Here is a 23,057-nt window from a genome sequence, read left to right on the forward strand (position 1 = left end):
TGTCCTTAGTGAGTCATGCTGCCGATGGTGACCACACCATCGGCCTGTTCGTGGCCCAGCCAGCTGGTCCAGCCGAGGTGGCAGGGGTTGCCGGCGCCGATGCGCAGCTCGCGGATTTCCTCGTGGCGCAGGGCCAGGCGGATGTCGTAGTCGAGCGGGTCGCGCAGGGTGAAGCGCACCAGCGCGCAGAGCGGCTGGTAGCCCGTGCCGATCGGCAGGAATTCGTGGAAACGTGCCCAGCTGAGCTGGCGGATATGGATGCGGAACTTGCCGCCGCGGTCGCGCACCCGCTCGCCGAGCACCAGGCTTTCGCCCAGCTGGCTGTTGGCCAGGCCGAGGCGGTTGCGCTGCTCGCCGATGATCTGCACCTGGCGCTCGACGCACTGCTCGATGCGCAGGTCGGTGTGTTTGAAGTAGTAACGCAGCACCGACTCGACCAGTGCCGCCGAATGGGCGCGCAGGCTGAGCAGGCCGAGGTAGGGCAGCAGGCGTTTCCAGTTGAGTTCCTCGGCGGCGCGGATCTGCTCGCCGCCGAGGCCGATCAGGGCGAACAGCTGGTTGGAGAACACATCGCTGGCGCCGCGCTGGAAGCGCGCGTAGTAGCGGTACTTCTGCCAGATCGGCAGGAGCAGGCGCTGCAGGCGGTTGTTGAACAGGTCGAGGAATTCGCGGGTCGGGTTGCCGTCCGGGTTGTCGCCCAGCGCCTGTTCGCCATAGAAGGCCGGCAGCGGCGAACCGGCGCCGAACAGGCTGACCAGGTTGATGCGCAGCTGCGCGCGCAGCTCGCCCTGTTCCTCGAAGAACTGCACGCGATCGATATCGCTGCCGGGGAAGCCCAGGCTGGGGTTGGCCTGGTACTCCAGGCGCTCGTACAGCTGCTCCTCATCCAGTTCGGGATGGGCAGTGCGCAAGCGGTCCAGCACCAGCAGCACGCCCTGGAACAGGCTGTATTCGCGGATGCCCCGGCTGAGGCGGTTAAGACCCACTGCAAAGTCTGCTGCGCTGCGGCCAGGCGGCGTTGAACTCGGGCTCAGAATGCTCATTTACACCTCGTAAACTGCGCTTCTTCGCCCGAGTTCGCCTTACCTGGCTCTAGCTCGCTAGCCTTTGCAGCGGCTCTTAGAGCAGGGGCTGCTGCCCCATGCGCGGCGTCCATCGGTACACCTCTCCTTGTGTGCTGTGTACGCGCAGCTCGTGGTACGAGTTGAGGCTGGCGTAGAGGGCGAAGAATTCATTGAGCACCGAGGCGAACAGGAACAGGTCCCCTTCGCCCAGGTAACCGTCCGGGTTCATGTTCAGTTCGGTACGCACACCGCGTACCGGCAGGCCGCGGTGCAGGCGGTCGACGTGCTGGTGGCGGATCGACTGCAGGCCGCCGAGCAGGCGCTTGCTGACCTTTTCCGCGTGCTGGTCGTAGTAGCGCGGCAGGTCGTAGGTCTCGAGGATCACCTTGAGCGCCTCGACGTTGGCCAGCGACAGGTAGTTCAGCGACATGTTGCTGATCAGCTTCCACAGGTAGTCGCGGTGCAGCGGCGGCGCGTAGCTGGGCGTCACCGCGCTGATATTGCGGAAGGTGAGGAACTCCGGGGTGTCCTCGCTGGGCAGGCAGATAGCGCCCAGGCCCAGCTGGCGTGGCAGGTTCTGGTTGGTGCAAGTCAGCTCGATGGACAGGGTTTCCTGCTGATCCTGCTGGCGCATGCCGAAGCTGAGCCAGGTCTCCAGGCCGTCGCCGAGCATGGAGGGCTGCTGGCGCACGCTGTAGTGCGGACGGGCCTTGGGCACATCGAAGCTGGCGTCGTGTTCGAAGGATTCGAACGGCACGTATTCCTCGTAGCCCATGCCGCCGGGCTTCCAGCCGGTCACCCGGTCCACCGAGAACACCGCGCAGTGGCGCGTCTCGAATTCGGCCGGCAGCAGCAGGTACTGGTCCTGCTTGCCGTCCAGGCGGATCGGGATGGCGTCGTGGGCGAACAGGTTGACCACCGGTGTGCAGTACAGGCGCACGTTGTCCAGGGTCGGGCGGATGCGCTGCAGGCCGGTCTTCTGGATATCGAAGCGCAGCTCCAGGCCGCGAGCGCGCTCCAGCACCTCGGCCGGCTGGCGCTTGAGCAGCTCGAGGCCCTTGAGCTCGACGAACAGAAACTTGTCCTGGAAGGCGAAGTATTCCTGCAGGTGGCGGTAGCCGCGGAAGGTGTTCAGCGGGTAGGGCACCAGCGCCTCGTCTTCGGCGAAGCCCACCGCCTCGACCTTGTCGGCAGCCAGGGCGAAGCCTGGCAGTGGCTGGTCGTAGGCATCCTTGAGCGGCTTGCCCTCGCCATCCAGCAACACCAGCTGGATGCCGCCGAGGTGGCGCAGCAGGCCGAGGTAGAGCAGCTGGCTGATATAGCGCTCGCCAGCCAGGTGCAGGCGCAGTTTGCTCAGCTCGACTTCACCGAGGTGGCCATCGGCGCTCATGCCCAGGCGCAGGCTGAGCAGCGCGCCGTCGCCCTTCACCGAGTAGTCCAGGCCGTTCAGCGCCAGCGGCAGCACTTCGCAGGCGAAGGCGGTGCGGAAGCGGCAGGTCACGCCTTCGATGGCCTTGGCTTCCACCGGCGTATGCCGCGGTACCGCCAGGGCCGGGCCGGGGCGCTTGAGCGGATCGAACTGCAACATGCTGAATGCCGGCAGCGGGCGCATGTAGTTCGGCCACAGCAGGTGCATCAGCGAATGGGTCAGCTCCGGCAGCTCGTCGTCGAGCTTCTGCCGCAGGCGCCCGGTGAGAAAGGCGAAACCTTCCAGCAGGCGCTCGACATCCGGGTCGCGCCCAGCCTGGCCGAGGAACGGCGCCAGCGCCGGGCTGCGCTCGGCAAAGCGCTTGCCCAGCTGGCGCAGGGCAGTGAGTTCGCTCTGGTAGTGGTGGTTGAAAGACATTTCAGCGTCGCATCCTTGCGGTAAAGCAGCTCTATAATTCGGTTGTTTTCGGGCTAATAAGTTTATTAATGAAAAACGTTATTGTTGAAACGCAGTAGCCAACAACCAGAATGTAAGGAACGAAACTGATCCAGAGAAACAACATGCCAACTCCGGAGGTGTTGCCTATAACGAGATTGAACAGTCCATAGACGATCCAGGGTGTGCCGTAGATAGGAATAAAAATAAGTGGAGCCAGCCAGATCCGTCGGATAATTTCCGGCTCACTTTTATTAATTATTTGGCGATTGGCCCAGAATGCAAAGACCGGATAGGCCAATACTCCAAAACCCAGCCCGTAGATCAGAAATAGTTGTTCGAAAGGCATGTCTTGCCGATCTTCTATCAGCCACTCTCCCAGTAACACGAGGGAAAGTAGGACGAATGGGGCCCATATTGCTGTACGGAAGAAATGTAGACGATTCATTACCTTGAGCTACCTTTCGACTGTTCAGGCATGGGCTCTTCCCACATCCACATCCAGCGCTCTGCACTGGGATCAAGGCTGGTGAAGAAATTGTTCCACTCGGCAAGAGGGTGGAATTCCAGTTTTTCTTTGTTCAGCTTCCTGCGCTTCAGTTCATTGGCGATCAGGCCATTAAAATTTCCATCTTCGTCTATGCCTAGACGTATGGCAGAAGAAATCATGGGGTATTTCTTGTCTCCCCACAGCGAGAAGGAGGCAGCTCCTTTACGTACATGGATACCAAGGAAAACGGCAGTTCCTTTGCTGTCGGAAATAAAGGCTTCGCAATTAGGAAAACCATCACCGCTGATATAACTGACAATATCGACATGCTTGGCAACACGATCCACGGTAATGACAATCTTGTAGCTAACATCAAGGCTGGGAACAAAGGTCATCCCCGTAGTCTTTTTGGCCGTCGCCGAGAGTGGAAATGCATGGTTCTCGCCGGCATAACCGCCATCAACAAAAAGGGTTGTCACCGGACCACTTTCTTTTTTCACCAGAGGCCAGCTACCGCCTTTGGGTTGCAGTTCCCCGTCATAGCGGGTGTGGGCTTCACCTTGTTTTCCCGAGTCATTCGACGCTGTTTCCACATCCAGCACTTCACCTGCGTTGGTATCGACGGCAAAGCGATGCCAGATGCGTGAGGTGACTTGCGCTCCGCTGCTACCCGATTTGCCACTGGCACCCAGAGAGAACCCGCGGGCGTCTCCTTCGTAATTGAAGCCGCTCCAGCCGAAAGTCTTGGCTGGGTGAAACGAGCGGATGTTCAGCTCGTAACGAGCCAGCTTGGCCAGCCTCAGGTTGACGACTTGTCCGGTACGTTGGCTGGAAGGAGTGGAATTGGCACGTTTCAGGGCTGCGTCAGGCATGAGCGACACCGTTTGGTTGCAGCAGTGAAAGGGTCAATCCCTGAGACTGTTTGCCAGTGTTGATGACAGTGGTCCTGCCTTCACCGTCCGTGATGCCTTCATGCACTTCTCCTGCGGTGGTCACGATCCGGTAGCCATAGTTGGCGATGGGGTTCCCGCTATCGTCCTGGATGACAAAGAACTCATCGAAGAAGCCAGGCAAACCAAGAGGCTCAGCAAATGGCGCAGGCGAGTGAGTGGCGCCGATCAACACCGTCCCCGACCCCGCCACCACCACATTGCCGTGGCTACCCACGGTGCCGATGGTGGTCGCCGGTTTGCCGTTGATCAGCACAGTCGGGATCACATTGCCGACCAGGGCGCCGCCGCAGGCGGAGGCATCGCCCATGCGCGCGGCCGGTTTGCCATCGAACAGTACGTCGGGCGAGCCGGCGGCGATGGGATTGGTGCCGTGGCCCGGAATCGGGCAAGCAGTAGGGTCGCCCAGGCGGGCGGCGGGTTTACCGGACATCCATGCTCTCCTATGAACAGGCCCTTACCTGACCTTCACTTGCCCGCTGCCATCCAGCTGCGCGGCAAAACTTACGGGGCGTTTGACTCCGTCGATCTCCAGCTGGCCTTCGATGGCGAAGGCCAGGCTCAGCGGATCGTGGTCGCGGGGCAGTGACACCACGCGCACCTGGGTCAAACGCGGTTCGTACGCTTCGATGAAGCGTTCGATGGCGATACGCGCCTGTTGCAAGGCATCGTGCAGCGACAGGCGCATATCGTTGAGATCGGGCAACCCGTAGTCGGGCAGCGTTTGCACGCTGCCCGCCCGGGTGCTGAGCATCTTCGCCAGGTGGGCAGCCACCGAGGCCATGGCGGACACCTCATGGCTCCAGCCGGCGCGTTTGCCGGCTTCGCCACCCAGGCGCTCGAACAGGCTGCCGTAACTCACTGGCTGTTACTCCTTGTCCAGCTTGCCGACCAAGGACAGGGTGAAATCGGCACCCATGTACTTGAAGTGCGGACGCACGTTGAGGCTGACGCGGTACCAGCCCGGCTCACCATCGACGTCGCTGACGATCACCTGGGCGGCGCGCAGCGGGCGGCGGCTACGCACTTCCGAGCTGGGGTTTTCCTGGTCGGCGACGAACTGGCGGATCCACTTGTTCAGCTCCAGCTCGAGGTCGGTGCGCTCTTTCCACGCGCCGATCTGCTCGCGCTGCAGCACTTTCAGGTAGTGCGCCAGGCGGTTGACGATGAACAGGTAGGGCAGCTGGGTGCCGAGTTTGTAGTTCAGCTCGGCGGTCTTGCCTTCCTCGCTGATGCCGAAGAATTTCGGCTTCTGAGTGGAGTTGGCGGAGAAGAACGCGGCGTTGTCGCTGCCCTTGCGCATGGTCAGGGCGATAAAGCCTTCTTCCGCGAGTTCATATTCGCGGCGGTCGGAGATCAGCACTTCGGTGGGGATCTTGGTCTCGATCTCGCCCATGCTCTCGAAGTGGTGCAGCGGCAGGTCTTCCACGGCGCCACCGCTCTGCGGGCCGATGATGTTCGGGCACCAGCGGAACTTGGCGAAGCTGTCGGTCAGCTTGGAGGCGAAGGTGTAGGCGGTGTTGCCCCACAGGTAGTGCTCGTGGCTGGCAGCGACGTTCTCCTTGTAGACGAAGCTCTTCACCGGGTTCTCTTCCGGATCGTAGGGGTTGCGCAGCAGGAAGCGCGGCAGGGTCAGGCCGACGTAGCGGGCGTCTTCGCGCTCGCGGAAGCTTTGCCACTTGGCGAACTGCGGGCCCTCGAAGTGATCCTTGAGGTCCTTCAGGTTGGGCAGGCCGGTGAAGCTCTCCAGGCCGAAGAACTTCGGCCCGGCGGCGGCGATGAACGGCGCGTGGGCCATGCAGGCCACCGAGGCGACGTGCTGCATGCACTTGATGTCCGGTGAGCTGGGGTCGAAGAAGTAGTTGGCGACGATGGCGCCGACCGGCTGGCCGCCGAACTGGCCGTACTCGGCGGTGTAGATGTGCTTGTACAGGCCGGACTGGGTGATTTCCGGGCTGTCCTCGAAGTCGTCCAGCAGGTCCTGCTTGGAGGCGTTGAGGATTTCCAGCTTGGTGTTCTCGCGGAAGTTGGTGCGATCGACCAGCAGCTTGAGGCCGCGCCAGGACGATTCCAGGGCCTGGAAGTCGGCGTGGTGGAGGATCTCGTCCATCTGCCGGCTGAGCTTGGCGTCGATCTCCGCGATCATGCGGTCGACCATGGCCTTCTTCACCGGCTCGTTCTGGTTGTGCGGCTTCAGCAGCTCTTCGATAAAGGCGGACACGCCACGCTTGGCGATGTCATAGGCCTCGTCGTCCGGGGTCAGCCGGGTTTCCGCGATGATGCGGTCGAGAATGCCGGCTTCGGCGACATTCCGGGTGGTTTCCACTACTGCACTGGTGCTCATGCTCGGGCTTCCTTGTCGAGGGATCAGGCGTCTTGCTGGGTCAGGCCCAGTTCGCTCAGCACGCGGTCACGCGAGTCGTCGTCGGCGAGCACGCTTTCGATCGCCTTGCGGAAGGCCGGGGCGTTGCCCAGCGGACCTTTCAGGGCGACCAGGGCGTCGCGCAGTTCCATCAGCTTCTTCAGCTCGGGAACCTGGTCGACCACGGCGGCGGGGTTGAAGTCCTTCATCGAGTTGATGCGCAGCTGCACCGGCAGTTCGTCGGCGCCCTGCTCATCCTGCAGGCGGTTGGCCACGCTGAAGGTCAGGTTGAGTTCCTGCTTGCCGAGCACTTCGTCGAAGTTGTTCTTGTCGATGCTGATCGGCTTGCGGTCTTCGATCTTGCGCTCGTCGGCGCGCTGGGTGAAATCACCGAGGACCATCAGTTTGAGTGGCAGTTCGATCTCTTCCTGGGCGCCGCCTGTGGCGGGCTTGAAGGTGACGTTGATGCGTTCCTTGGGGGCTACCGAGCCTTCTTTGGCCATGGCTGTTCTCCTTTACGTTTTCGGTATGTACGGGCCTTGCGGCCTTAATCCAGCACCACTTCGAGGTCGAGGTGGCACAGCCTGCGGTGGATCTCTTCCTTGCGTTCGCGGATCACGTGGCTCTGCGGCAGCAGCTCGTAGCAGCTGTGCAGCAGGCGCAGCACTTCCAGGGCGAGATCGGGTTCCCACTCGCCGAGGCCGGAGGCCTGCAGCGTCTGGTCGAGGGATTCGAGTTGGGTCTTGGCCAGTTCGTGCTTCTTCGCCGCGCTGCACAGGCGCGCCAGGCTTAGCTGCCAGAAGAACCGCGCGCGGCCGCCCTGGGCCTGGGCCATGCCTTGCTTGAGCTGTTGCACGGCGGCTTTCAGGCCGTCCTTGCGCAGCTGCGGCAGCACCGCCTGCAGGGCGACTTCCCAGGCCGGCAGGCTGCCGTTTTCGCTGATTGCTACGACGGGCTCGGCGCTGGCCGTCTGCAGATGCGGCAGCACATGGGCGCCGATCCAGGCACGGGTTTCGGCGTCGGCGAACGGCAGGCCATCGTGGAAGTACAGCTCTTCCAGGCCCGGCACGCGCTGCAGGAACAGCGCCAGCTGGATCTCCACCTCGGCCATGGCCGGCTCGGCGCCCAGCTCCTGCAGGCACTCCCAGGCCAGGCGCTGGCCGTCGAGCCAGAACGGCGCGCGGGCGATGCTGGTTTCCAGCTCCAGCAGCAGATCGGCGTACTGGCCGGCGGCGAAGCGTTCGCGGTAGCTGGCCAGCTTGTCTGCCGGCAGGCCGCGCAGGGCGGTGACCTGCTCGGCATTGCGTTCCGGCAGGCTGTCGATCGGCAGCCACAGCAGGGTGCGGGCCAGGCGCAGGGCGCGGATGTCGCTGGCCTTCTGCTTCAGCCACCAGCCGCACAGCGGCCGCGCGCCGTCCTGCAGGGCACGCAGGGACTTGTGCGCGTCGCGCTCGTTGTCGATCGGCGTGCTGGCGCTGAACACCTGACTGGCGGCCTGCTTGACCTGGGCCAGGGCGGCGCCGACCACGCCCGGTTCGGCCTGCCCCTGAGTGGCGCGGTTGATCTGCTCGTCGATGCGTCGGCACAGCGGCAGCAGCAGCGGGGCGTCTTCGCCGAGGTGGGCGGAGAGGCAGCCTTCCAGCTTGCGCAGCAGCTCGGCGAGGGTGCGGAACAGCAGCAGCTGGGTGGCCACCGGAATGTCTTCGCCGAGGGCCTTTTCCAGGCGTGGGGTGAGCCAGGCGAAGGCGGCGGCGCGGGTGCGTTCCTTGCGCGGGTGCAGCTCGTCCCAGTGCTGGCTGCAGAGCTGGTGCAGCAGGCCCAGACCGGCCTGCAGGCCGCTGAGGTGCTCGCGCTGGTACAGGCTCCAGGTCAGCCAGCTGGCGACGCGCAGGTCCTTGGACTGTTCGCGCAGCAGCGCCTCGCTCTGCTCGCGGACTTTCTGCCAGTCGATGGCATCGGTCTGGTGCATGGCAGCGGCCTTTTCCAGCTCGCTTTCCAGCACTTCGTATTCCGGCGAATAACGAATATCCGCACCGGCGAAATCCCCTTCTTTAATTGGAGAGTTGGCCAGGTGCAGATAATGTTCGGCGAGCGGGTTGGCGGCAGTCATTCCGTGACCTTTCAATTAACCAGAGCAACTTGCAAACACCCATCGAGCGCACTTGATAAGTGTGTTTGTTTTCTCATGTGCGCAACTTGTTGCGCATATCCGTGTGCAACAAGTTGCGCACAATCCCTATGGGGTGGGCATCCTAGACCTGAGGGTGGGGGTGGGCAAGCGCAGAAAGTGTGACTTGCATTGCAACCAAGATGATTGCCGGGAACGACTGGCGGAAGTGCTGGTCGGGAAATACTGACGCAGCGGACAAGTTGTCTTAAATCATTAATAACGATTGGAAATATGCCGCTGACGTTGTAAGTAAATACTTACCGGTTAATCGGGCGTGCATCACAATTGTCGGTGCGAACGGGCAACTTAGTGTGACCGCGGACAACTTTTGCCAATTGGCGTATTGCCTGCGTCGGCGATCGGGCGCATGACGCGGGCGCGTGCGCTACCGTTGGTCGGCGAAGCCCCTGCCGGCATGCCGGCCAGGGCGGCAAAGGGCCATTGCGCTGGTCTATCGTTTGTAGGATCGAAGCGCGAGGAGGCCGAGCATGCTTACCGGACTAGCCACCCAGCTGCGCGATCTGCAGTTGCCGCTGCGCCTGCGCCTGTGGAACGGCGAGCAGCTGGATCTCGGCGCCAAGCCGCAGGTGACCCTGATCGTCAAGGATCCGAGCCTGCTGCTCGAGTTCAAGCGGCCGAGCCTGGATGCGCTGGGCAGCGCCTATGTCGAGGGCCGGCTGGAGCTGGATGGGCCGATCATGCAGGTGGTGCAGCTGACGGACCGGCTCAGTGAAGCCCTGCTTGGCGACGACAACCCCGGCGCGGTGGAATTCCTTGCCCACGACAAGGCCGTCGATGCCGCGGCCATCAGCTACCACTACGACCTGTCCAACGACTTCTACGCCCTCTGGCTGGACAGCCGGATGATCTATTCCTGCGCCTATTTCCCCAGCGGCACGGAAGACCTGGAAACGGCGCAGACCGCCAAGCTGCAGCACCTGTGCCGCAAGCTGCGCCTCAAGCCCGGCGAGCGCCTGCTGGATGTCGGCTGCGGCTGGGGCGGCCTGGCCCTGTTCGCCGCCCGCGAGTACGGCGTCGAGGTGCACGGCATCACCCTCAGCCGCGCGCAGCTGCAGCTGGCACGGCGACGGGTGACGCAGGCCGGCCTGCAGCGGCAGGTGCATCTGGAGCTGCTCGACTATCGCGACCTGGCGCAGGACGGCCGCTTCGACAAGGTGGTCAGCGTCGGCATGTTCGAGCATGTCGGCCACGCCAACCTGCCGCTGTATTGTCGCCAGCTGTTCGGCGCGGTGCGTCCCGGCGGCCTGGTGCTGAATCACGGGATTACCGCGCGGCATGTCGATGGCCGCCAGGTCGGCCGCGGTGCCGGCGATTTCATCGGACGTTACGTGTTCCCCTACGGCGAGCTGCCGCACCTGGCGCGGCTGAGTGCCGACCTCAGTGCGGCCGGGCTGGAGGTGGTCGACGTGGAAAGCCTGCGCCTGCACTACGCGCGCACCCTGCAGCTGTGGAGCGACAACCTGGAGGCGCACCTGGCGCAGGCGGCCGCCCTGGTCCCGGAGAAGGCCCTGCGCATCTGGCGCCTGTACCTGGCCGGCTGCGCCCATGGTTTCCGCCGGGGCTGGGTCAACCTGCACCAGGTGCTGGCGAGCCGCCCGCATGCCGACGGCAGCCACGAGCTGCCCTGGAGCCGCGCCGATCTCTACCGTTGAACCGCGTTGCCCTTGCCTGGCGCCGAATGCCTGTGGTGCAGTCGACGGCGGATTGCCGCCGCGGCAGGTAGACTGCGGCACTTTGGAGCGGCGCGGGAGCAGGACATGCAAGGAATCTGGTTATGGGGCGCAGTGGCCGTGCCGGCGGCGCTGCTGGTCGCGATCATCTACTGCTACAACCGCCTGGTGTTCAACCGGGCGCGGGTGGCGGAGGCCTGGAGCGGCATCGACGTGCAGCTCAAGCGCCGCTCCAGCCTGATTCCCAGCCTGGTCAGCTGCCTCAAGGCGTACATGGCGCACGAGCGCGACACCCTGGAGGAACTGACCAGCCGTCGCGGCGAGGCCCAGGCCCATGAGCGCGATGGCGCCGCGGACCGCGCGGCGGTCGAAACCCAGCTCACGGCCGCCCTGCTGCGCACCTTCGCGCTGGTCGAGAACTACCCCGAGCTGAAGGCCGACGGCGCCTTCCTCGACCTGCAGCGCAACCTCAGCGAACTCGAAGAGCAGATCCAGATGGCCCGCCGTTACTACAACGGTGCGGTGCGCGAACTCAATGTGCTGGTCGAGTCGGTGCCGAGCAATCTGGTGGCGCGCAGCTGCGGTTTCACCTGCGCCGCCTATTTCACCCTGGACGATGCCCGCGAGGGGCTGTCGCCGAAGATGGAGTTCTGAAATGCCAGGATGGCTGAAGTCCCTGCTGTTGCTGTGCTGCCTGCTGCCCGCGACGGGCTGGGCGGAGGAAGTCATCGAGAGCTACGCGGTGAGCCTCGAGGTGCGTGCCGACGGCATGCTGGAGGTGCTGGAGCGGATCACCGTGCAGGCCGAGGGCGAGCAGATCCGCCGCGGCATCTACCGCGACATCCCGACCCGCTACAGCCTGGGCAACGGCCTCGAGCGGCGCACCCCGGTGCAGATGCTGGAGGTCACCCGCGACGGCGCGGCCGAGCCGTTCCACAGCGAGGCGCTGGGGGCCGGCATCCGCTATTATCTGGGCTCGGCCAACCATGAGCTGGAGCCCGGGCGCTACACCTACCAGCTGCATTACCTGATCGATGCCCAACTGCTGCAGCGCGACGGCGAGGACGAGCTGTACTGGAACGTCACCGGCAATGACTGGAGCTTCCCGATCAGGCTTGCCAGCGCCCTGGTGCAGCTGCCTGCGGGAGCGCGCATCGGCGATGTCGCCGGCTATACCGGCGGGGTCGGCGACAACGGCACGGATTACCGCGTGGCCAGCCGCGAGGGCCAGCAGTTGATGCTGCTGACCACACGCATCCTGCAACCCGGCGAAGGCTTCACCATCGCCGTGGACTGGCAGGCCGGCCTGGTGGCGCGCCCCACACGCCTGCAACAGATCGCCCGGCTGATCGAGGACAACCCCGGCGTGTTCGTCGGCCTGCTGATGCTGCTCGGCCTGTTCGCCTTCTACCTGTGGAGCTGGCACGACCTCGGCCGCGACCCGCGCAAGGGCGTGATCATCCCGCTGTTTTCCGCCCCCGACGGCCTGGCCCCGGCCGCGGTCGGCTACCTGTGGAAGCGCGGCTTGCGCAACGGCTACAGCCCGGCCGAGGCGCTGAGCGTGAGCTTCACCGACCTGGCGATCCGCAAGCAGCTGAACCTGGCCGACAGCCCGCGCGGCGCGGCCTTCGTCCTCAGCCCCGTCGAGGCAACGGCGGATGACTTGCAGAGCCACGAGCGGGCCCTGCTCGATGCACTGTTCCCCAACGGCAAGGTGTCCAAGGCGCTGCGCGTGGGCAGCAGCTACGTGCCGCGCCTGGCCGCGGCGCTGGAAGCCCACGGCGCGGCGCTGAGCGAGCGCGGCAAGCAGTGGTTCAGCCTCAACCGCGGTTACTGGTGGCTGGGCCTGGTCTGGGCGCTGCTCGGCAGCCTGGTCAGCGTGTTTGCCAGCGCCAATGGCGAGGAGCAGGTCGGCCTGGTCATCTTCGGCCTGGTCTTCACCCTGGGCTTCGGCCTGGCCGGCAGCTTCCTGCTGATCTTCGGCATCCAGTCCTGGCGCGACGGCGGGCCGGGCAATGGCGGCGTCGGCCTGACCATTGCCGGGGCGGTGTTCGTCATCCCCGGGCTGATCGGCCTGGGCGTGCTGCTGAGCAACGTGGCGCCGCTGGTGATGGTGATGCTGGCGCTGTTCTGGCTGCAGGTGATCCTGTTCCGTGGCTGGCTGGAGGCGCCGTCCGCGGAAGGGCGCCGCCTGCTGGACGCGCTCGAGGGCTATCGCGACTACCTGCGCCTGGCCGAAAGCGAGACCTTGGCGCGTGCCGGCACGGCGCCGGCGATGAGCATCGCCCTGTACGAGCAGCACCTGCCCTACGCCATGGCCCTGCAGGTCGAGGCGGCCTGGACAGCGCGCTTCACCGCGGCCCTGGATGCCGGGCTGATCGACCCGCAGCTGCACGAGTACCGCCCGGACTGGTATCGCAGCCGCAGCAGCTTCGCCACCCCCAGCGCGTTGACCGGGGCCCTGGTCGGCGGCCTGAGCAGTGCCACCTCCAGCGCCTCGACGCCGCCGCCCAGCCCGTCATCCTCTGGCAGCTCTTCCGGCGGCTCGTCTGGTGGCGGCTCCTCGGGCGGCGGTGGCGGTGGGGGTGGCGGAGGCGGCTGGTAGCCAATGATGAAACCGCGGCGCCCGGCCGGGCGCCGACTTTGCTATGGAGAGCGTTACCCATGCCAGGATGGCTGAAATCCCTGTTGTTGTGTGCGTGCCTGCTGCCGGGGTTGGCCGGCGCGCAGGAACTGATCGAGTCCTTCGAGGCGACCCTGCAGGTCGAGCCCGACGGCAACCTGCTGGTTACCGAGCGCATTACCGTGTTGGCCGAAGGCCAGGAGATTCGGCGCGGTATCTTTCGCGAGATTCCGACCCGCTACGGCCTGGAGCATGGCCTGCAGCGCAAGACGCCGATCGCCCTGCTCGGCGTGACCCGCGACGGCCGGCCGGAACCCGTGCGCGAAGAGTCGTCGGGGCATGGCGTGCGTTTCTACCTGGGCTCGGCCGATCGGCTGCTCGACCCCGGTCGTTATCGCTATGAACTGCGCTATCGCCTGGATGCCCAGCTGGCCCATCGCGACGGCGAGGACGAGCTGTACTGGAACGTCACCGGCAATGCCTGGAGCCTGCCGATCCTGGCGGCCAGCGCCGAGGTGGTGCTGCCCGTGGGCGCGACGATCGGCGCACTGAGCGGCTACACCGGCGTGCGGGGCAGTCGCGGCACCGATTACCGCGAGCTCGGTCGCCAGGATAATCGCCTGCTGCTGGCCACCACGCGTACCTTGCATCCAGGCGAGGGCTTCACCCTGGCCGTCGCCTGGCCGGCCGGGCTGGTCGAGCGCGCGGGGCCGTGGGCCAGCCTGTGGCGCGTGCTGCTGGACAACCTTGCCATCCTCTTCGGCGGTCTGTGTGTGCTCGGACTACTGGCCTTCTACGGCTACCACTGGAACAAGTTTGGGCGTGATCCGGCCAAGGGCCTGATCATTGCGCGCTTCTCGGCACCGGAAGGGCTCAGCCCGGCGGCGGCCTGTTTTATGTGGCATCGCGGATTTGCCGCGGGCAAGACGGCCAGCCGCGAACTGGGCATCAGCCTGACCGATATGGCCATCCGCCGCCTGCTGCGTCTGGCGGACGACCCGGAGTCCGGCGGCTTGCGCCTGCTGCCGGGCGATGTTGCCCGGGAGCAGGCCCGCGCCGAGGAGAAGCAGCTGCTGGATCAGCTGTTTCCCGCCGACGCCCAGCCGCTGCTGCTGCGCCGGCGCTACGAGCCGCGTCTGGCGCAAGCCCTGCAGACCTGTGCGGCCGGGCTCAAGCTGTACGCCAGTCGCTGGTTCGACACGAACAGCGATATCTGGCGACTCGGCCTGTTCATCGCCAGCGGCTGCAGCCTGTTGTTGCTGCTCCCGGGGCAGGGCAGTGACACCCGGGAAATGCTCGGGCTGCTGCTGGGCTGTGCGGTGACCGGCGGCATTGCCGTCTACGCCTTCGACAGCGGTAGCGACAACGGCGTGATTACCGGGGTCATCAGCGTGTCGGTCGCCCTGATCCTGCTGGTCATCGTCGCCAGTCGGGTCGGCGATGTGGTGATGGGGCTGGTGCTGGCGCTATGGCTGCAGGTCATCCTGTTTCGCTTCCTGCTGCGCGCCCCGACCCGGCAGACGCGGCAGCTGCTGGATGAGCTGGAGGGCTACCGCGAGTACCTGCGTCTGGCCGAGGGCGACAGCCTGGCCCGGGTCGGCACCGCGCCGGCGATGAGCATTGCCCTGTACGAGCAGCACCTGCCCTATGCCATGGCGCTGGGCGTCGAGGCGCAGTGGACGGCGCGCTTCAGCCATGCCCTGCAGAGCGGCGCGATCGAGCCCGAACTGCGCGAGTACCGGCCGGACTGGTTCAGTGGCCGGGACCCTTTCGGTGCCACCCAAGGCCTGACCGGCCGCCTGACGCAAACCCTGGCCAGCGCCTCGACGCCGCCGCCCAGTCCGCGCTCGGCTGGTTCCTCGTCGTCCTCGTCCAGTAGCCCGTCTTCCGGTGGCGGCTCCTCGGGCGGCGGTGGCGGTGGCGGTGGCGGCGGTGGCTGGTAAGGCGGCGTGCGGGAACCCGGCCGGCGCGCTCAGCGCCTGGTGGCTTTCAGCTTCTCCACCAGGCGCAGGCTGTGTGCCAGTTGCTCGTCTTCGCTGAGCTTGGGGTTGTCCAGCACCTCGTTCATCGCGTCGATCAGCTCGCGCTGTTGCTGCGCGCGCTGAGCCAGCTGCTGCAGTTGCGTCGCGCTGCGCCAGCTCCAGAACGCCCAGCCGAGCACGGCCAACAGCATCAGGGCGAGGATCAGCAGGGCCAGGCTGTTCATGGTGGAGTTCCTGTGGCGCGTCGGGATGCTGCACGGTAGCAGGCCCGCCGCGCGCCGTCAGCGCCATCACCAGTGCCAGCTGCTGCGCGCCACGGCGTCATGGGCGTGCAGGCTTTCCGCATGCACCACCTGCAACTGGAAGGCGCTGATGCCGGGTTGTTTGCGTAGCGCGGCATGCAGGCGGCGGGCAGCGTCTTCGCAGAACATCGGGTTCTGCCCGTTGGCCAGGGCGAAGGCCTGTTCGTCGGCGCGCTTGACCGCGGTTTGCAGGGCGGTGCCCAGCGCCTGTTCGGCGCCCTCGATCAGCGCCAGCAGCGGCAGCTCGGCCGCATGGGGGGACAGACGCACTTGCAGGGTGGCGCTGCTGCGCTGGCTGTGCGGGGTCGCGAGAATGCCCTGGGCGCTGCCCAGCCATTCGATGATGTCCGCATGATCGAGACTCTTTCCCGCAAAATCGCTGCTGAATTGCCGCTGTATCAGTTGCCGGGCGAGGGCCGCCGAGCACGGGCAGGTCGAGGAGTAGCCGATCTCCAGCTGCAGTTCCACGTGAAACCCTGCCTGGGCGTCCAGGCGGCTGCACAGCGCGAAGGGGTAGCCTTTCCAGCCGGCCAGAGGGCTGACCAGGGCCGGGCGCTTGAGCAGCAACTCGCCAGCCAGCTCTAGGTACGCCTGCTGCGCCAGGCCCAGGTGGCTGGCGAGGAAGTGTTTGAGCACCTGGCGCAGTGCCGCGCTATCCAGCTCGCAGCCTTCCAGTTGCTCCAGCGCCAGGTACAGGCGGGACATATGGATGCCGCGTGCGGCGGGGTCGTCCAGGCTCACGGCGGCGCTGGCTCGCCCCGTCAGCGGCTGGCCGGCCAGGCGCAGGGGCAGGGCGATCCGCTGCATGCCGACCCAGTCCAGTGTCTGTTGCGAGGTAGCGCCGTGCAGGGCGACATCCGGCAGGGTGAGGGTGTTCATCGGCAATCCGTCGGTGGTGGTTGGAATTTAATGTTATGTTATAACAAGTAAATTCAAAAGCCTGACCTGGCTGAGCCGCGCCGAGCGAAGGTGAGCGCGACCTTGCGCGCAAGGCCAAGGTGCACCAGCAGCAGCGCGACAAAGCGCTCCGTGATCGATGAGGTAAACCCGATGGATAAGCGTCTCCCCGTTACCGTGCTATCCGGCTTTCTCGGCGCCGGCAAGAGCACCCTGCTCAACCATGTGCTGAAAAACCGCGCCGGCCTGCGCGTGGCGGTGATCGTCAACGACATGAGCGAGATCAACATCGACGGCTCGGAGGTGCAGCGCGATGTCAGCCTCAACCGCGCCGACGAGAAGCTGGTGGAGATGAGCAACGGCTGCATCTGCTGCACCCTGCGCGAGGACCTGCTGGAGGAAGTGGCGCGGCTGGCCCGCGACGGCCGCTTCGACTACCTGCTGATCGAATCCACCGGCATCAGCGAACCGCTGCCGGTGGCCGAGACCTTCACCTTCCGCGACGAGCAGGGCCAGAGCCTGGCCGATCTGGCCCGGCTGGATACGCTGGTGACTGTGGTCGACGGGGTGAATTTCCTGCGCGATTTCCACGCCGCCGAGAGCCTGGCCAGCCGTGGCGAAACCTTGGGCGAGGAGGACGAGCGCGCGATCACCGACCTGCTGATCGAGCAGGTGGAGTTCGCCGACGTCATCCTGATCAGCAAGACCGACCTGATCTCCGGCGCCGAGCGCGAGGAGCTGGCCGCCATCCTGCGCGGCCTGAACACCGAGGCGCAGATCCTGCCGATGGTCATGGGGCAGGTGCCGCTCAAGCAGATCCTCGACACCGGTCGCTTCGACTTCGAGCTTGCCGCCCGGGCGCCCGGCTGGCTCAAGGAGCTGCGCGGCGAGCATGTGCCGGAGACCGAGGAATACGGCATCGCTTCCACCGCCTACCAGGCGCGCCGGCCGTTCCACCCCGAGCGCTTCTTCGCCTTCCTCGGCGGCGAGTGGAGCAACGGCCGCCTGCTGCGTTCCAAGGGCTATTTCTGGCTGGCCAGCAAACCGCAGGAGGCCGGCAGCTGGTCCCAGGCCGGCGGCCTGATGCGCCATGGCCATGCCGGGCGCTGGTGGCGCTTCGTGCCCGAGGCGCAGTGGCCGCAGGACGAGGATGGTCGGCGCGGCGTCATGGCCAAGTGGGATGCCGCAGTCGGCGACTGCCGCCAGGAGCTGGTGTTCATCGGCCAGCACATCGACTTCGCGCGTCTGCGCCGCGAGCTGGACGACTGCCTGCTGAGCGACGCCGAGATGGCCGCCGGCCCCGAGGCCTGGGTGCGGTTGCCCGATCCGTTCGGCGCCTGGATCGAGGAGGCGGCCTGATGCCGGCCTAGCGTGCCATCCACACGCCCTTGCTCTGCTGTTCGCAGGCCGGCTTGAGGTAGCGCGCGTCGCTGGCGACGCCGTAGTAGTGGATGTCCTGCTGGTAGGGCGTGCCGCTGACCCGGGCATTGCGGCATTCGCCGAATGCGCCGGCGGGGCATTGCGCGACGAAGCTGACCTCGACCTTCTGCCCCTGCAGTTGCGGGGCGCAGAAGCCGTTGCGGAACAGGTTGGCCGGGATGCTGCGGTTCTGCTGGCAGACTTTCACATCCACCTGGCTGCCCTGGCTGTGCACCACGCAGGCCTCGCCCCAGGCCTGGCCGGCCAGCCCGAGCAACAGTACGACGGCAATCGAACGCATCCCGCTTATCCTTGAAAAGCAAAGTGCCGACTTTAGCCTTTTCCGCCAGCCGGCAAAACCGCACCATAGGGCCATGCTGACGAATATCCCCTGTCATGTGATCGCCGGCCCGCTGGGCGCCGGCAAGACCAGCCTGATCCGCCACCTGCTGGCGGACAAGCCGGCGCACGAGCGCTGGGCGGTGCTGATCAACGAATTTGGCCAGATCGGCCTGGATGCCGCGCTGCTGACCACCGACGCCGATGGCATCAGCCTGGCCGAGGTGGCCGGCGGCTGCCTGTGCTGCGTCAACGGCGCGCCGTTCCAGGTCGGCCTCGGGCGGCTGTTGCGCAAGGCGCAGCCCGACCGCCTGCTGATCGAGCCCTCCGGGTTGGGTCATCCGCTGCAGCTGCTGCAGCAACTGGCCGAGGCACCCTGGTCTGGGGTGCTGGCCGTGCAGCCGCCGGTGATGGTGCTGGATGCCGCCGCCCTGGCCGCCGGCGAGGCGCTGCCGGTGGTGCAGGCCGATGCCTTGGGCGCCATGGGCCTGCTGCTGCTGAACAAGGCCGAGCGGCTGGACCAGGCCGCCCGCGCCGAGCTGGCGGCGCGTCTGCCGGCGCTGCCGCTGCGCTGGACCAGCCAGGGACGCCTGGCATTCGCCGACCTGCCGGGGCAGGCAAGCCGTGCCGGGCAAGCGGGCGCGGCAGCCGAGCTGCCCCGGGGCGCCCCGCCGCCGGTGGCGGTGTGGACCGATGCGCGTACGCCGATCTGCCAGACCCGGCAGCAGGCCGAGGGCTGGAGCATCGGCTGGCGCTGGCACCCCAGCCAGCGCTTCGAGTTGCTGCGGGTCCAGCAGTGGTTGGCCGGCCTGGCCTGGCGCCGGGCCAAGCTGGTGCTGCAGACCAATGCCGGCTGGCTGTCGGCCAATGCCCTGGGTGGCCAGGCGCCGCACTGGCAGAACAGCGAGTGGCGCAAGGATTCGCGGCTGGAGCTGATCTTCACCGAGACGCAGAACGCGGCCGAGCTGCAGCGCGGCCTGCAGGCCTGCCTGCTGGGTGACTAGGCGGGCAGCGCCGTCAGGGGTGGCCGTTGAACCAGGCGAGGATCTTGCCGGGCGAGGCGGCGAACCATTCGTGGCCGCCGAGGGGCTCGGTGTAGCGCGCGGTTTCGATGCCCTGGTAGAGCAGGCGGTCGTAGTACAGGTCCATGCTCCACCACGGCACGGTGAGGTCGGCGAAGCCATGCAGGAAGTAGGTCGGCGGATGGTCGGCCGGCAGCTGGTCGGGGACCACGCACAGCGGCCCGCTGCAGGTGGCGTAGGAGCCGGACTGGATCGCCAGGGCCTTGAACCTGCCGGGGAAGGACACGGCCATGCGGCTGGTGTTGTAGCCGCCGCTGGAGATCCCGGTGGCGTACTGGCGCTGGCTGTTCAGTGGGCCGAAGTGGCCGCTGGCGATGGCGGCGAACACGTTGCCGAGGAAGTCGTAGTCGGTGCTCGTCTCGTAGGCCTGGGCCAGGCCGGGGATGTTGGTCTGCCAGAACAGGTCGGCCGGGGCGCTGGGCGCGACCACCGCGTAGCCGTTGTCCAGCAGGGTCTGCACCAGCTTGCCTTCGTAGAAACCGCCGAACGGCTGGTTGCTGTAGTAGGTGAAGTTGTCCAGCGGGAAGAACGAGCCCTGGTAGATCAGCACCGTGGGCCAGCCGCCGGCCGGCGGGGTGCCTAGCGGCGTCTGGTAGATCACCTGGCGCTGGCCGACCAGGCCGGAGTCGATCCAGGTGGACTGGTAGCTGCAGCTGACCTTGGCCGGCAGCAGCAGGCTCTGTTTGCGTTCGCTGCAGCGCGAATCGGCTGCGGCGGTGTCGTGCAGCAGGCCGACCAGGAGCAAGGCGAGCAGTGGGGTCAGGCGGCGAATGCGGGCAGTGGGCATGGCAGTGGTTCTCCGTTGTTGTTATGGACTGCCTTTTTAATAGAAACCGGAATTCCGATTCCGTCAAGTGGCTGCAGGCCATGCCGGCCGTGGGTTTGACTCAGTGCATGCCGGGCTCCATGGCCGCAGTGGCGCGCTAGAGCGTTCGCCCGGGCAACGCCGGCGCCTGCCGCTGGCGAGCGGGCGACGAGCGGTTCAGGGGTGCCTGTTGAACCAGTCCAGCACCAGGCCGGGGCTGCTGGCGAACCAGGCATGGCCGCCGTCGGGCTCGCTGTGCAGGCTGGTCTCCAGCCCCTGGTAGAGCAGGCGCTCGTGGTACGGCTGCATGCTGGTCCAGGGCACGATCCAGTCGAGCTGGCCGTGGATGAACAGGGTGGGCGGGTGATCCGCCGGCAGGGCCGGCACCGCGCAGTCGCCACCGACGCAGGTGGCGTAGGACGCCGACTGGATGGCCAGGGCCTTGAACTTGCCGGGGAAGGACACGGCCATGCGGCTGCTGTTGTAGCCGCCGCTGGAGATCCCGGTGGCGTATTGGCGCTTGCGGTTCAGCGGGCCGAACTTGCCGCTGGCGATGGCGCCGAACAGGTTGTTGAGGAACAGGTAGTCGTTGCTCTGCTGGTAATCGCTGGCGTACTCGGGGGCGTTGGTCTGCCAGGCCTCCTTGGCGGTCAGGGCGTTGGGCGCGACCACCGCGTAGCCGCCGTCCAGCAGGCCCTGGATCAGCTTGCCCTGGTAATAGCCGCCGAAGGGCATGTCGCTGTGGTAGCTGAAGTTGTACACCGTGACCAGGGCGCCGTGGTACAGCAGCGCCACCGGCCAGCCCCCCGCCGGCGCCTTGCCGAGCGGGACCTGGTAGACCACCTTGCGCTTGCCGGCACTGCCGGAATCGATCGCCAGGGTCTTGTAGCTGCAGCTGAGGGTGGCCGGCTGGCTGCTGGTGATTTCGCTGCAGCGCGATTCGGCCCAGGTGGCGCCGTTGCCCAGGAGCAGGCTGGCGGCGAGGATGGCGCGGGGGAGGAGGACAGTCGGCATGCTACGGCACCTGCTTTCTGTGAGTGACACAGGGCAGTAAAGGCCGGCGCAGGGGAAAACTCTCGAAATAGCAGCGCCATATTCATGGCATGCGACGGCCGGCGCCGCTAAGTGACAGGGGTGGCGGCAAAAAAATAGCGGCTCGGGCTTGCCAGCAGGAAGACGTACGGCTAAATTGATTCGGAACCGATGTTCCGATTCCGATAAAAACAACAGCTGGAGGTCATCGTGACTTACCAAGGAAAAGGTTTGGCGCTCGCCGGTCTGGCCCTGCTCGGCACCCTGCCCGTGGGCGTGGCGCAGGCGTTTCAGGTGCGTTCGGGGGACTGGACCACCTCGCTGGATACCACTCTCTCCTATGGCGTCAGTTACCGCATGGAGGGGCAGGATGGCAAACTGATCGCCCGCGCCAATGGCGGCAGAGGCAGCAATGCCGGGCTGATCAACTCGGACGACGGCAACCTCAACTTCCGCAAGGGCGAGCTGTTCTCCGAGGTGGTCAAGGCGGTGTCCGAGCTGGATCTGCGCTACCAGGATCAGTACGGCATCTTCGTCCGCGGCCGGGCCTTCTACGATTTCGAGCTGGAAGACGACTCGCGTCGCCACCGCGAAATCAGCAACGACGGTCTGGACGAGGCCGGCTCCAGCGCCGATCTGCTGGACGCCTTCGTCTACGGCAGCTGGACGCCCAACGAGCGCGCCCTCAACGCGCGGCTCGGCCGCCAGGTGATCAACTGGGGCGAGGGCCTGTTCTACCAGAACGGCATCGGCGCCACCAACCCGGTGGACATCAACGCCCTGCGCGCGCCCGGCTCGGAAGTGAAGGAGGCCTACATGCCGACCTTCATGGTCTACGGCTCCTTTGAACTGCGCGACAACCTCAGTGTGGAAGGCTACTGGCAGCCGGGCTGGGCCTGGGAAGCCTCGAAGATCGACCCCTGCGGCACCTACTACTCGACCCTCGACGTGCTCGGCGAAGGCTGTGACTACCTGTCGGCCTCGCCCCTGCAGGAGGCCGCGACCGACCTGGCCGGCGATCCCCTGGCGTTCGACAACCCGGCGGCGGCCCAGGCCTACGCCGACGGCCTGGCGCCCGGCTTCGTCAACAACCTGCTGCGCGGCTACCTGCCCAGCACCTTCATCCCGCGCGGCAAGGACATCGACGGCGATGATTCGCCGCAGTACGGCGTCGCCCTGCGCTGGTTCGTGCCGGAGCTGAACGAGACCGAGCTGGGCTTCTATTACCTGCGCTACAACATGCAGGTGCCGATGCTCGGCCTGACCGTCGGCCAGCCGGTGGCCATCCCGGTGGTCGGCGCGCTGCCCGATGCCAGCAGCTCGCGCTACTACGCCGAGTACCTGGAGAAGCGCGACCTGTATGGCATCAGCTTCAACACCTCGATCGGCGGCGACAGCATCTTCAACGGCCTGTCGCTGGCCGGCGAGTTGAGCTACCGCCCGGACACGCCGATCGCCCTCGGCCTCAACGAGTACCTGCCGGATGCCCTGCTTGGCAGCCTGGCCGGCCTGCCGGTCGGCAGCCAGCTGGACGGCTACCGCGAGAAGGACATGTTCCAGGCCTCGCTGGTCGGTATCTACAACTTCAACGGCGTGCTCGGTTCCGACTCGGCGACCCTGTTCTCCGAGCTGGTGGCCAGCCGCGTGCAGGGCCTGGAGTCGGATGTCGACTACTACGAAGCCACCAGCAGCGCCTACGGTGCCCAGGCCAGCCTGCAGCTGAACTACCCCAACGTGTTCAACCTGGTGAACCTGGTACCCAGCGTCAGTTACCAGTACAGCATCAACGGCGTGGCCCCGCAGCTGACCAACGGCCTGGACGAAGAGGCGCAGAGCTGGTCGCTGGGTCTCGACGCGATCTACCAGGAGTCCTTCACCGTCGGCGCCAAGTACGTCGACTACAGCGGCGGCGGTCTGTCGAACAAGCGCAGCGACCGCGATTTCCTCAGCCTCAACGTCAAATACAGCTTCTGACAAGGGACGAA

At 65.9% G+C, this 23,057-nt stretch carries 21 protein-coding genes; 7 read left to right on the forward strand and 14 right to left on the reverse strand.

Going from position 1 to position 23,057, the window contains the following annotated elements; translation table 11 throughout:
- Nucleotides 1-5: 5 nt before the first annotated feature.
- The 9 genes from tssG to tssA form a co-directional block, all read right to left on the reverse strand.
- A complete protein-coding gene (gene tssG, locus F3I16_RS02185) occupies nucleotides 6-1,043 on the reverse strand; it encodes a type VI secretion system baseplate subunit TssG (RefSeq protein WP_160492124.1) in 1,038 nt (345 codons plus the stop codon).
- A gap of 76 nt (nucleotides 1,044-1,119) precedes the next feature.
- Nucleotides 1,120-2,910, reverse strand: coding sequence for a type VI secretion system baseplate subunit TssF (tssF, locus tag F3I16_RS02190; protein ID WP_160492125.1), 1,791 nt, complete (start codon nucleotides 2,908-2,910; stop codon nucleotides 1,120-1,122).
- Between the two features lie 31 nt (nucleotides 2,911-2,941).
- The gene (locus F3I16_RS02195; protein ID WP_160492126.1) at nucleotides 2,942-3,277 is read right to left on the reverse strand and encodes a hypothetical protein; all 336 of its coding nucleotides are present in this window, start codon (nucleotides 3,275-3,277) and stop codon (nucleotides 2,942-2,944) included.
- A gap of 98 nt (nucleotides 3,278-3,375) precedes the next feature.
- The gene (locus F3I16_RS02200; RefSeq protein WP_160492127.1) at nucleotides 3,376-4,290 is read right to left on the reverse strand and encodes a hypothetical protein; all 915 of its coding nucleotides are present in this window, start codon (nucleotides 4,288-4,290) and stop codon (nucleotides 3,376-3,378) included.
- Nucleotides 4,283-4,801, reverse strand: coding sequence for a PAAR domain-containing protein (locus F3I16_RS02205; protein ID WP_160492128.1), 519 nt, complete (start codon nucleotides 4,799-4,801; stop codon nucleotides 4,283-4,285). The genes F3I16_RS02200 and F3I16_RS02205 overlap by 8 nt, the downstream gene beginning before the upstream one ends.
- 24 nt (nucleotides 4,802-4,825) lie before the next feature.
- The gene (gene tssE / locus F3I16_RS02210) at nucleotides 4,826-5,230 is read right to left on the reverse strand and encodes a type VI secretion system baseplate subunit TssE (protein ID WP_160492129.1); all 405 of its coding nucleotides are present in this window, start codon (nucleotides 5,228-5,230) and stop codon (nucleotides 4,826-4,828) included.
- Between the two features lie 6 nt (nucleotides 5,231-5,236).
- Nucleotides 5,237-6,712 carry a type VI secretion system contractile sheath large subunit gene (gene tssC / locus F3I16_RS02215; RefSeq protein WP_160492130.1) on the reverse strand — a complete coding sequence of 492 codons (1,476 nt, stop codon included), beginning with the start codon at nucleotides 6,710-6,712 and terminating at the stop codon, nucleotides 5,237-5,239.
- A gap of 23 nt (nucleotides 6,713-6,735) precedes the next feature.
- A complete protein-coding gene (gene tssB / locus F3I16_RS02220) occupies nucleotides 6,736-7,233 on the reverse strand; it encodes a type VI secretion system contractile sheath small subunit (protein WP_160487984.1) in 498 nt (165 codons plus the stop codon).
- Nucleotides 7,234-7,277: 44 nt separating this feature from the next.
- Nucleotides 7,278-8,840, reverse strand: a complete 1,563-nt coding sequence (gene tssA, locus F3I16_RS02225) for a type VI secretion system protein TssA (RefSeq protein WP_160492131.1) — start codon at nucleotides 8,838-8,840, stop codon at nucleotides 7,278-7,280.
- Between the two features lie 548 nt (nucleotides 8,841-9,388).
- Here tssA and cfaB point away from each other — a divergent pair.
- The 4 genes from cfaB (at nucleotide 9,389) to F3I16_RS02245 (ending at nucleotide 15,157) form a co-directional block, all read left to right on the forward strand.
- Entirely contained in the window at nucleotides 9,389-10,573 is a 1,185-nt protein-coding gene (gene cfaB, locus F3I16_RS02230) for a C17 cyclopropane fatty acid synthase CfaB (protein ID WP_160492132.1), read from the forward strand.
- Between the two features lie 105 nt (nucleotides 10,574-10,678).
- On the forward strand, nucleotides 10,679-11,245 hold the full coding sequence (locus F3I16_RS02235) for a LemA family protein (RefSeq protein ID WP_160492133.1): 567 nt from the start codon (nucleotides 10,679-10,681) through the stop codon (nucleotides 11,243-11,245).
- A 1-nt stretch (nucleotide 11,246) separates the two neighbouring features.
- Nucleotides 11,247-13,196 carry a DUF2207 domain-containing protein gene (locus tag F3I16_RS02240; protein WP_160492134.1) on the forward strand — a complete coding sequence of 650 codons (1,950 nt, stop codon included), beginning with the start codon at nucleotides 11,247-11,249 and terminating at the stop codon, nucleotides 13,194-13,196.
- 59 nt (nucleotides 13,197-13,255) lie between these two features.
- The gene (locus F3I16_RS02245) at nucleotides 13,256-15,157 is read left to right on the forward strand and encodes a DUF2207 domain-containing protein (RefSeq protein ID WP_160492135.1); all 1,902 of its coding nucleotides are present in this window, start codon (nucleotides 13,256-13,258) and stop codon (nucleotides 15,155-15,157) included.
- Nucleotides 15,158-15,186: 29 nt separating this feature from the next.
- On the opposite strand, the gene F3I16_RS02250 is transcribed toward F3I16_RS02245, so the two are convergent.
- Together F3I16_RS02250 and folE2 are read right to left on the reverse strand one after the other, a co-directional pair.
- Nucleotides 15,187-15,420, reverse strand: coding sequence for a hypothetical protein (locus tag F3I16_RS02250; RefSeq protein WP_160492136.1), 234 nt, complete (start codon nucleotides 15,418-15,420; stop codon nucleotides 15,187-15,189).
- A 66-nt stretch (nucleotides 15,421-15,486) separates the two neighbouring features.
- The gene (folE2, locus tag F3I16_RS02255) at nucleotides 15,487-16,377 is read right to left on the reverse strand and encodes a GTP cyclohydrolase FolE2 (protein WP_160492137.1); all 891 of its coding nucleotides are present in this window, start codon (nucleotides 16,375-16,377) and stop codon (nucleotides 15,487-15,489) included.
- A 171-nt stretch (nucleotides 16,378-16,548) separates the two neighbouring features.
- On the opposite strand from folE2, the gene zigA reads away from it, so the two are divergent.
- The gene (gene zigA / locus F3I16_RS02260) at nucleotides 16,549-17,754 is read left to right on the forward strand and encodes a zinc metallochaperone GTPase ZigA (RefSeq protein WP_160492138.1); all 1,206 of its coding nucleotides are present in this window, start codon (nucleotides 16,549-16,551) and stop codon (nucleotides 17,752-17,754) included.
- Between the two features lie 7 nt (nucleotides 17,755-17,761).
- Here zigA and F3I16_RS02265 read toward each other — a convergent pair whose 3' ends face one another.
- Entirely contained in the window at nucleotides 17,762-18,115 is a 354-nt protein-coding gene (locus tag F3I16_RS02265; RefSeq protein WP_160077521.1) for an NADH:ubiquinone oxidoreductase, read from the reverse strand.
- Between the two features lie 73 nt (nucleotides 18,116-18,188).
- Here F3I16_RS02265 and F3I16_RS02270 point away from each other — a divergent pair, with 73 nt between their 5' ends.
- Nucleotides 18,189-19,157, forward strand: a complete 969-nt coding sequence (locus tag F3I16_RS02270) for a GTP-binding protein (protein WP_160492139.1) — start codon at nucleotides 18,189-18,191, stop codon at nucleotides 19,155-19,157.
- A 13-nt stretch (nucleotides 19,158-19,170) separates the two neighbouring features.
- On the opposite strand, the gene F3I16_RS02275 is transcribed toward F3I16_RS02270, so the two are convergent.
- Nucleotides 19,171-20,022 (reverse strand): plasmid partitioning protein, encoded by an 852-nt coding sequence (locus F3I16_RS02275; protein ID WP_160492140.1) that lies wholly within the window; start codon nucleotides 20,020-20,022, stop codon nucleotides 19,171-19,173.
- A 195-nt stretch (nucleotides 20,023-20,217) separates the two neighbouring features.
- A complete protein-coding gene (locus F3I16_RS02280; protein WP_160492141.1) occupies nucleotides 20,218-21,054 on the reverse strand; it encodes a plasmid partitioning protein in 837 nt (278 codons plus the stop codon).
- A 228-nt stretch (nucleotides 21,055-21,282) separates the two neighbouring features.
- Here F3I16_RS02280 and F3I16_RS02285 point away from each other — a divergent pair, with 228 nt between their 5' ends.
- Nucleotides 21,283-23,046: a DUF1302 domain-containing protein gene (locus F3I16_RS02285; protein WP_160492142.1), complete on the forward strand. Its 1,764-nt coding sequence runs from the start codon at nucleotides 21,283-21,285 to the stop codon at nucleotides 23,044-23,046.
- The last annotated feature ends 11 nt before the right edge of the window (nucleotides 23,047-23,057 follow it).

The organism is Pseudomonas sp. L-22-4S-12, assembly GCF_009799935.1.
Taxonomy (GTDB): domain Bacteria; phylum Pseudomonadota; class Gammaproteobacteria; order Pseudomonadales; family Pseudomonadaceae; genus Aquipseudomonas.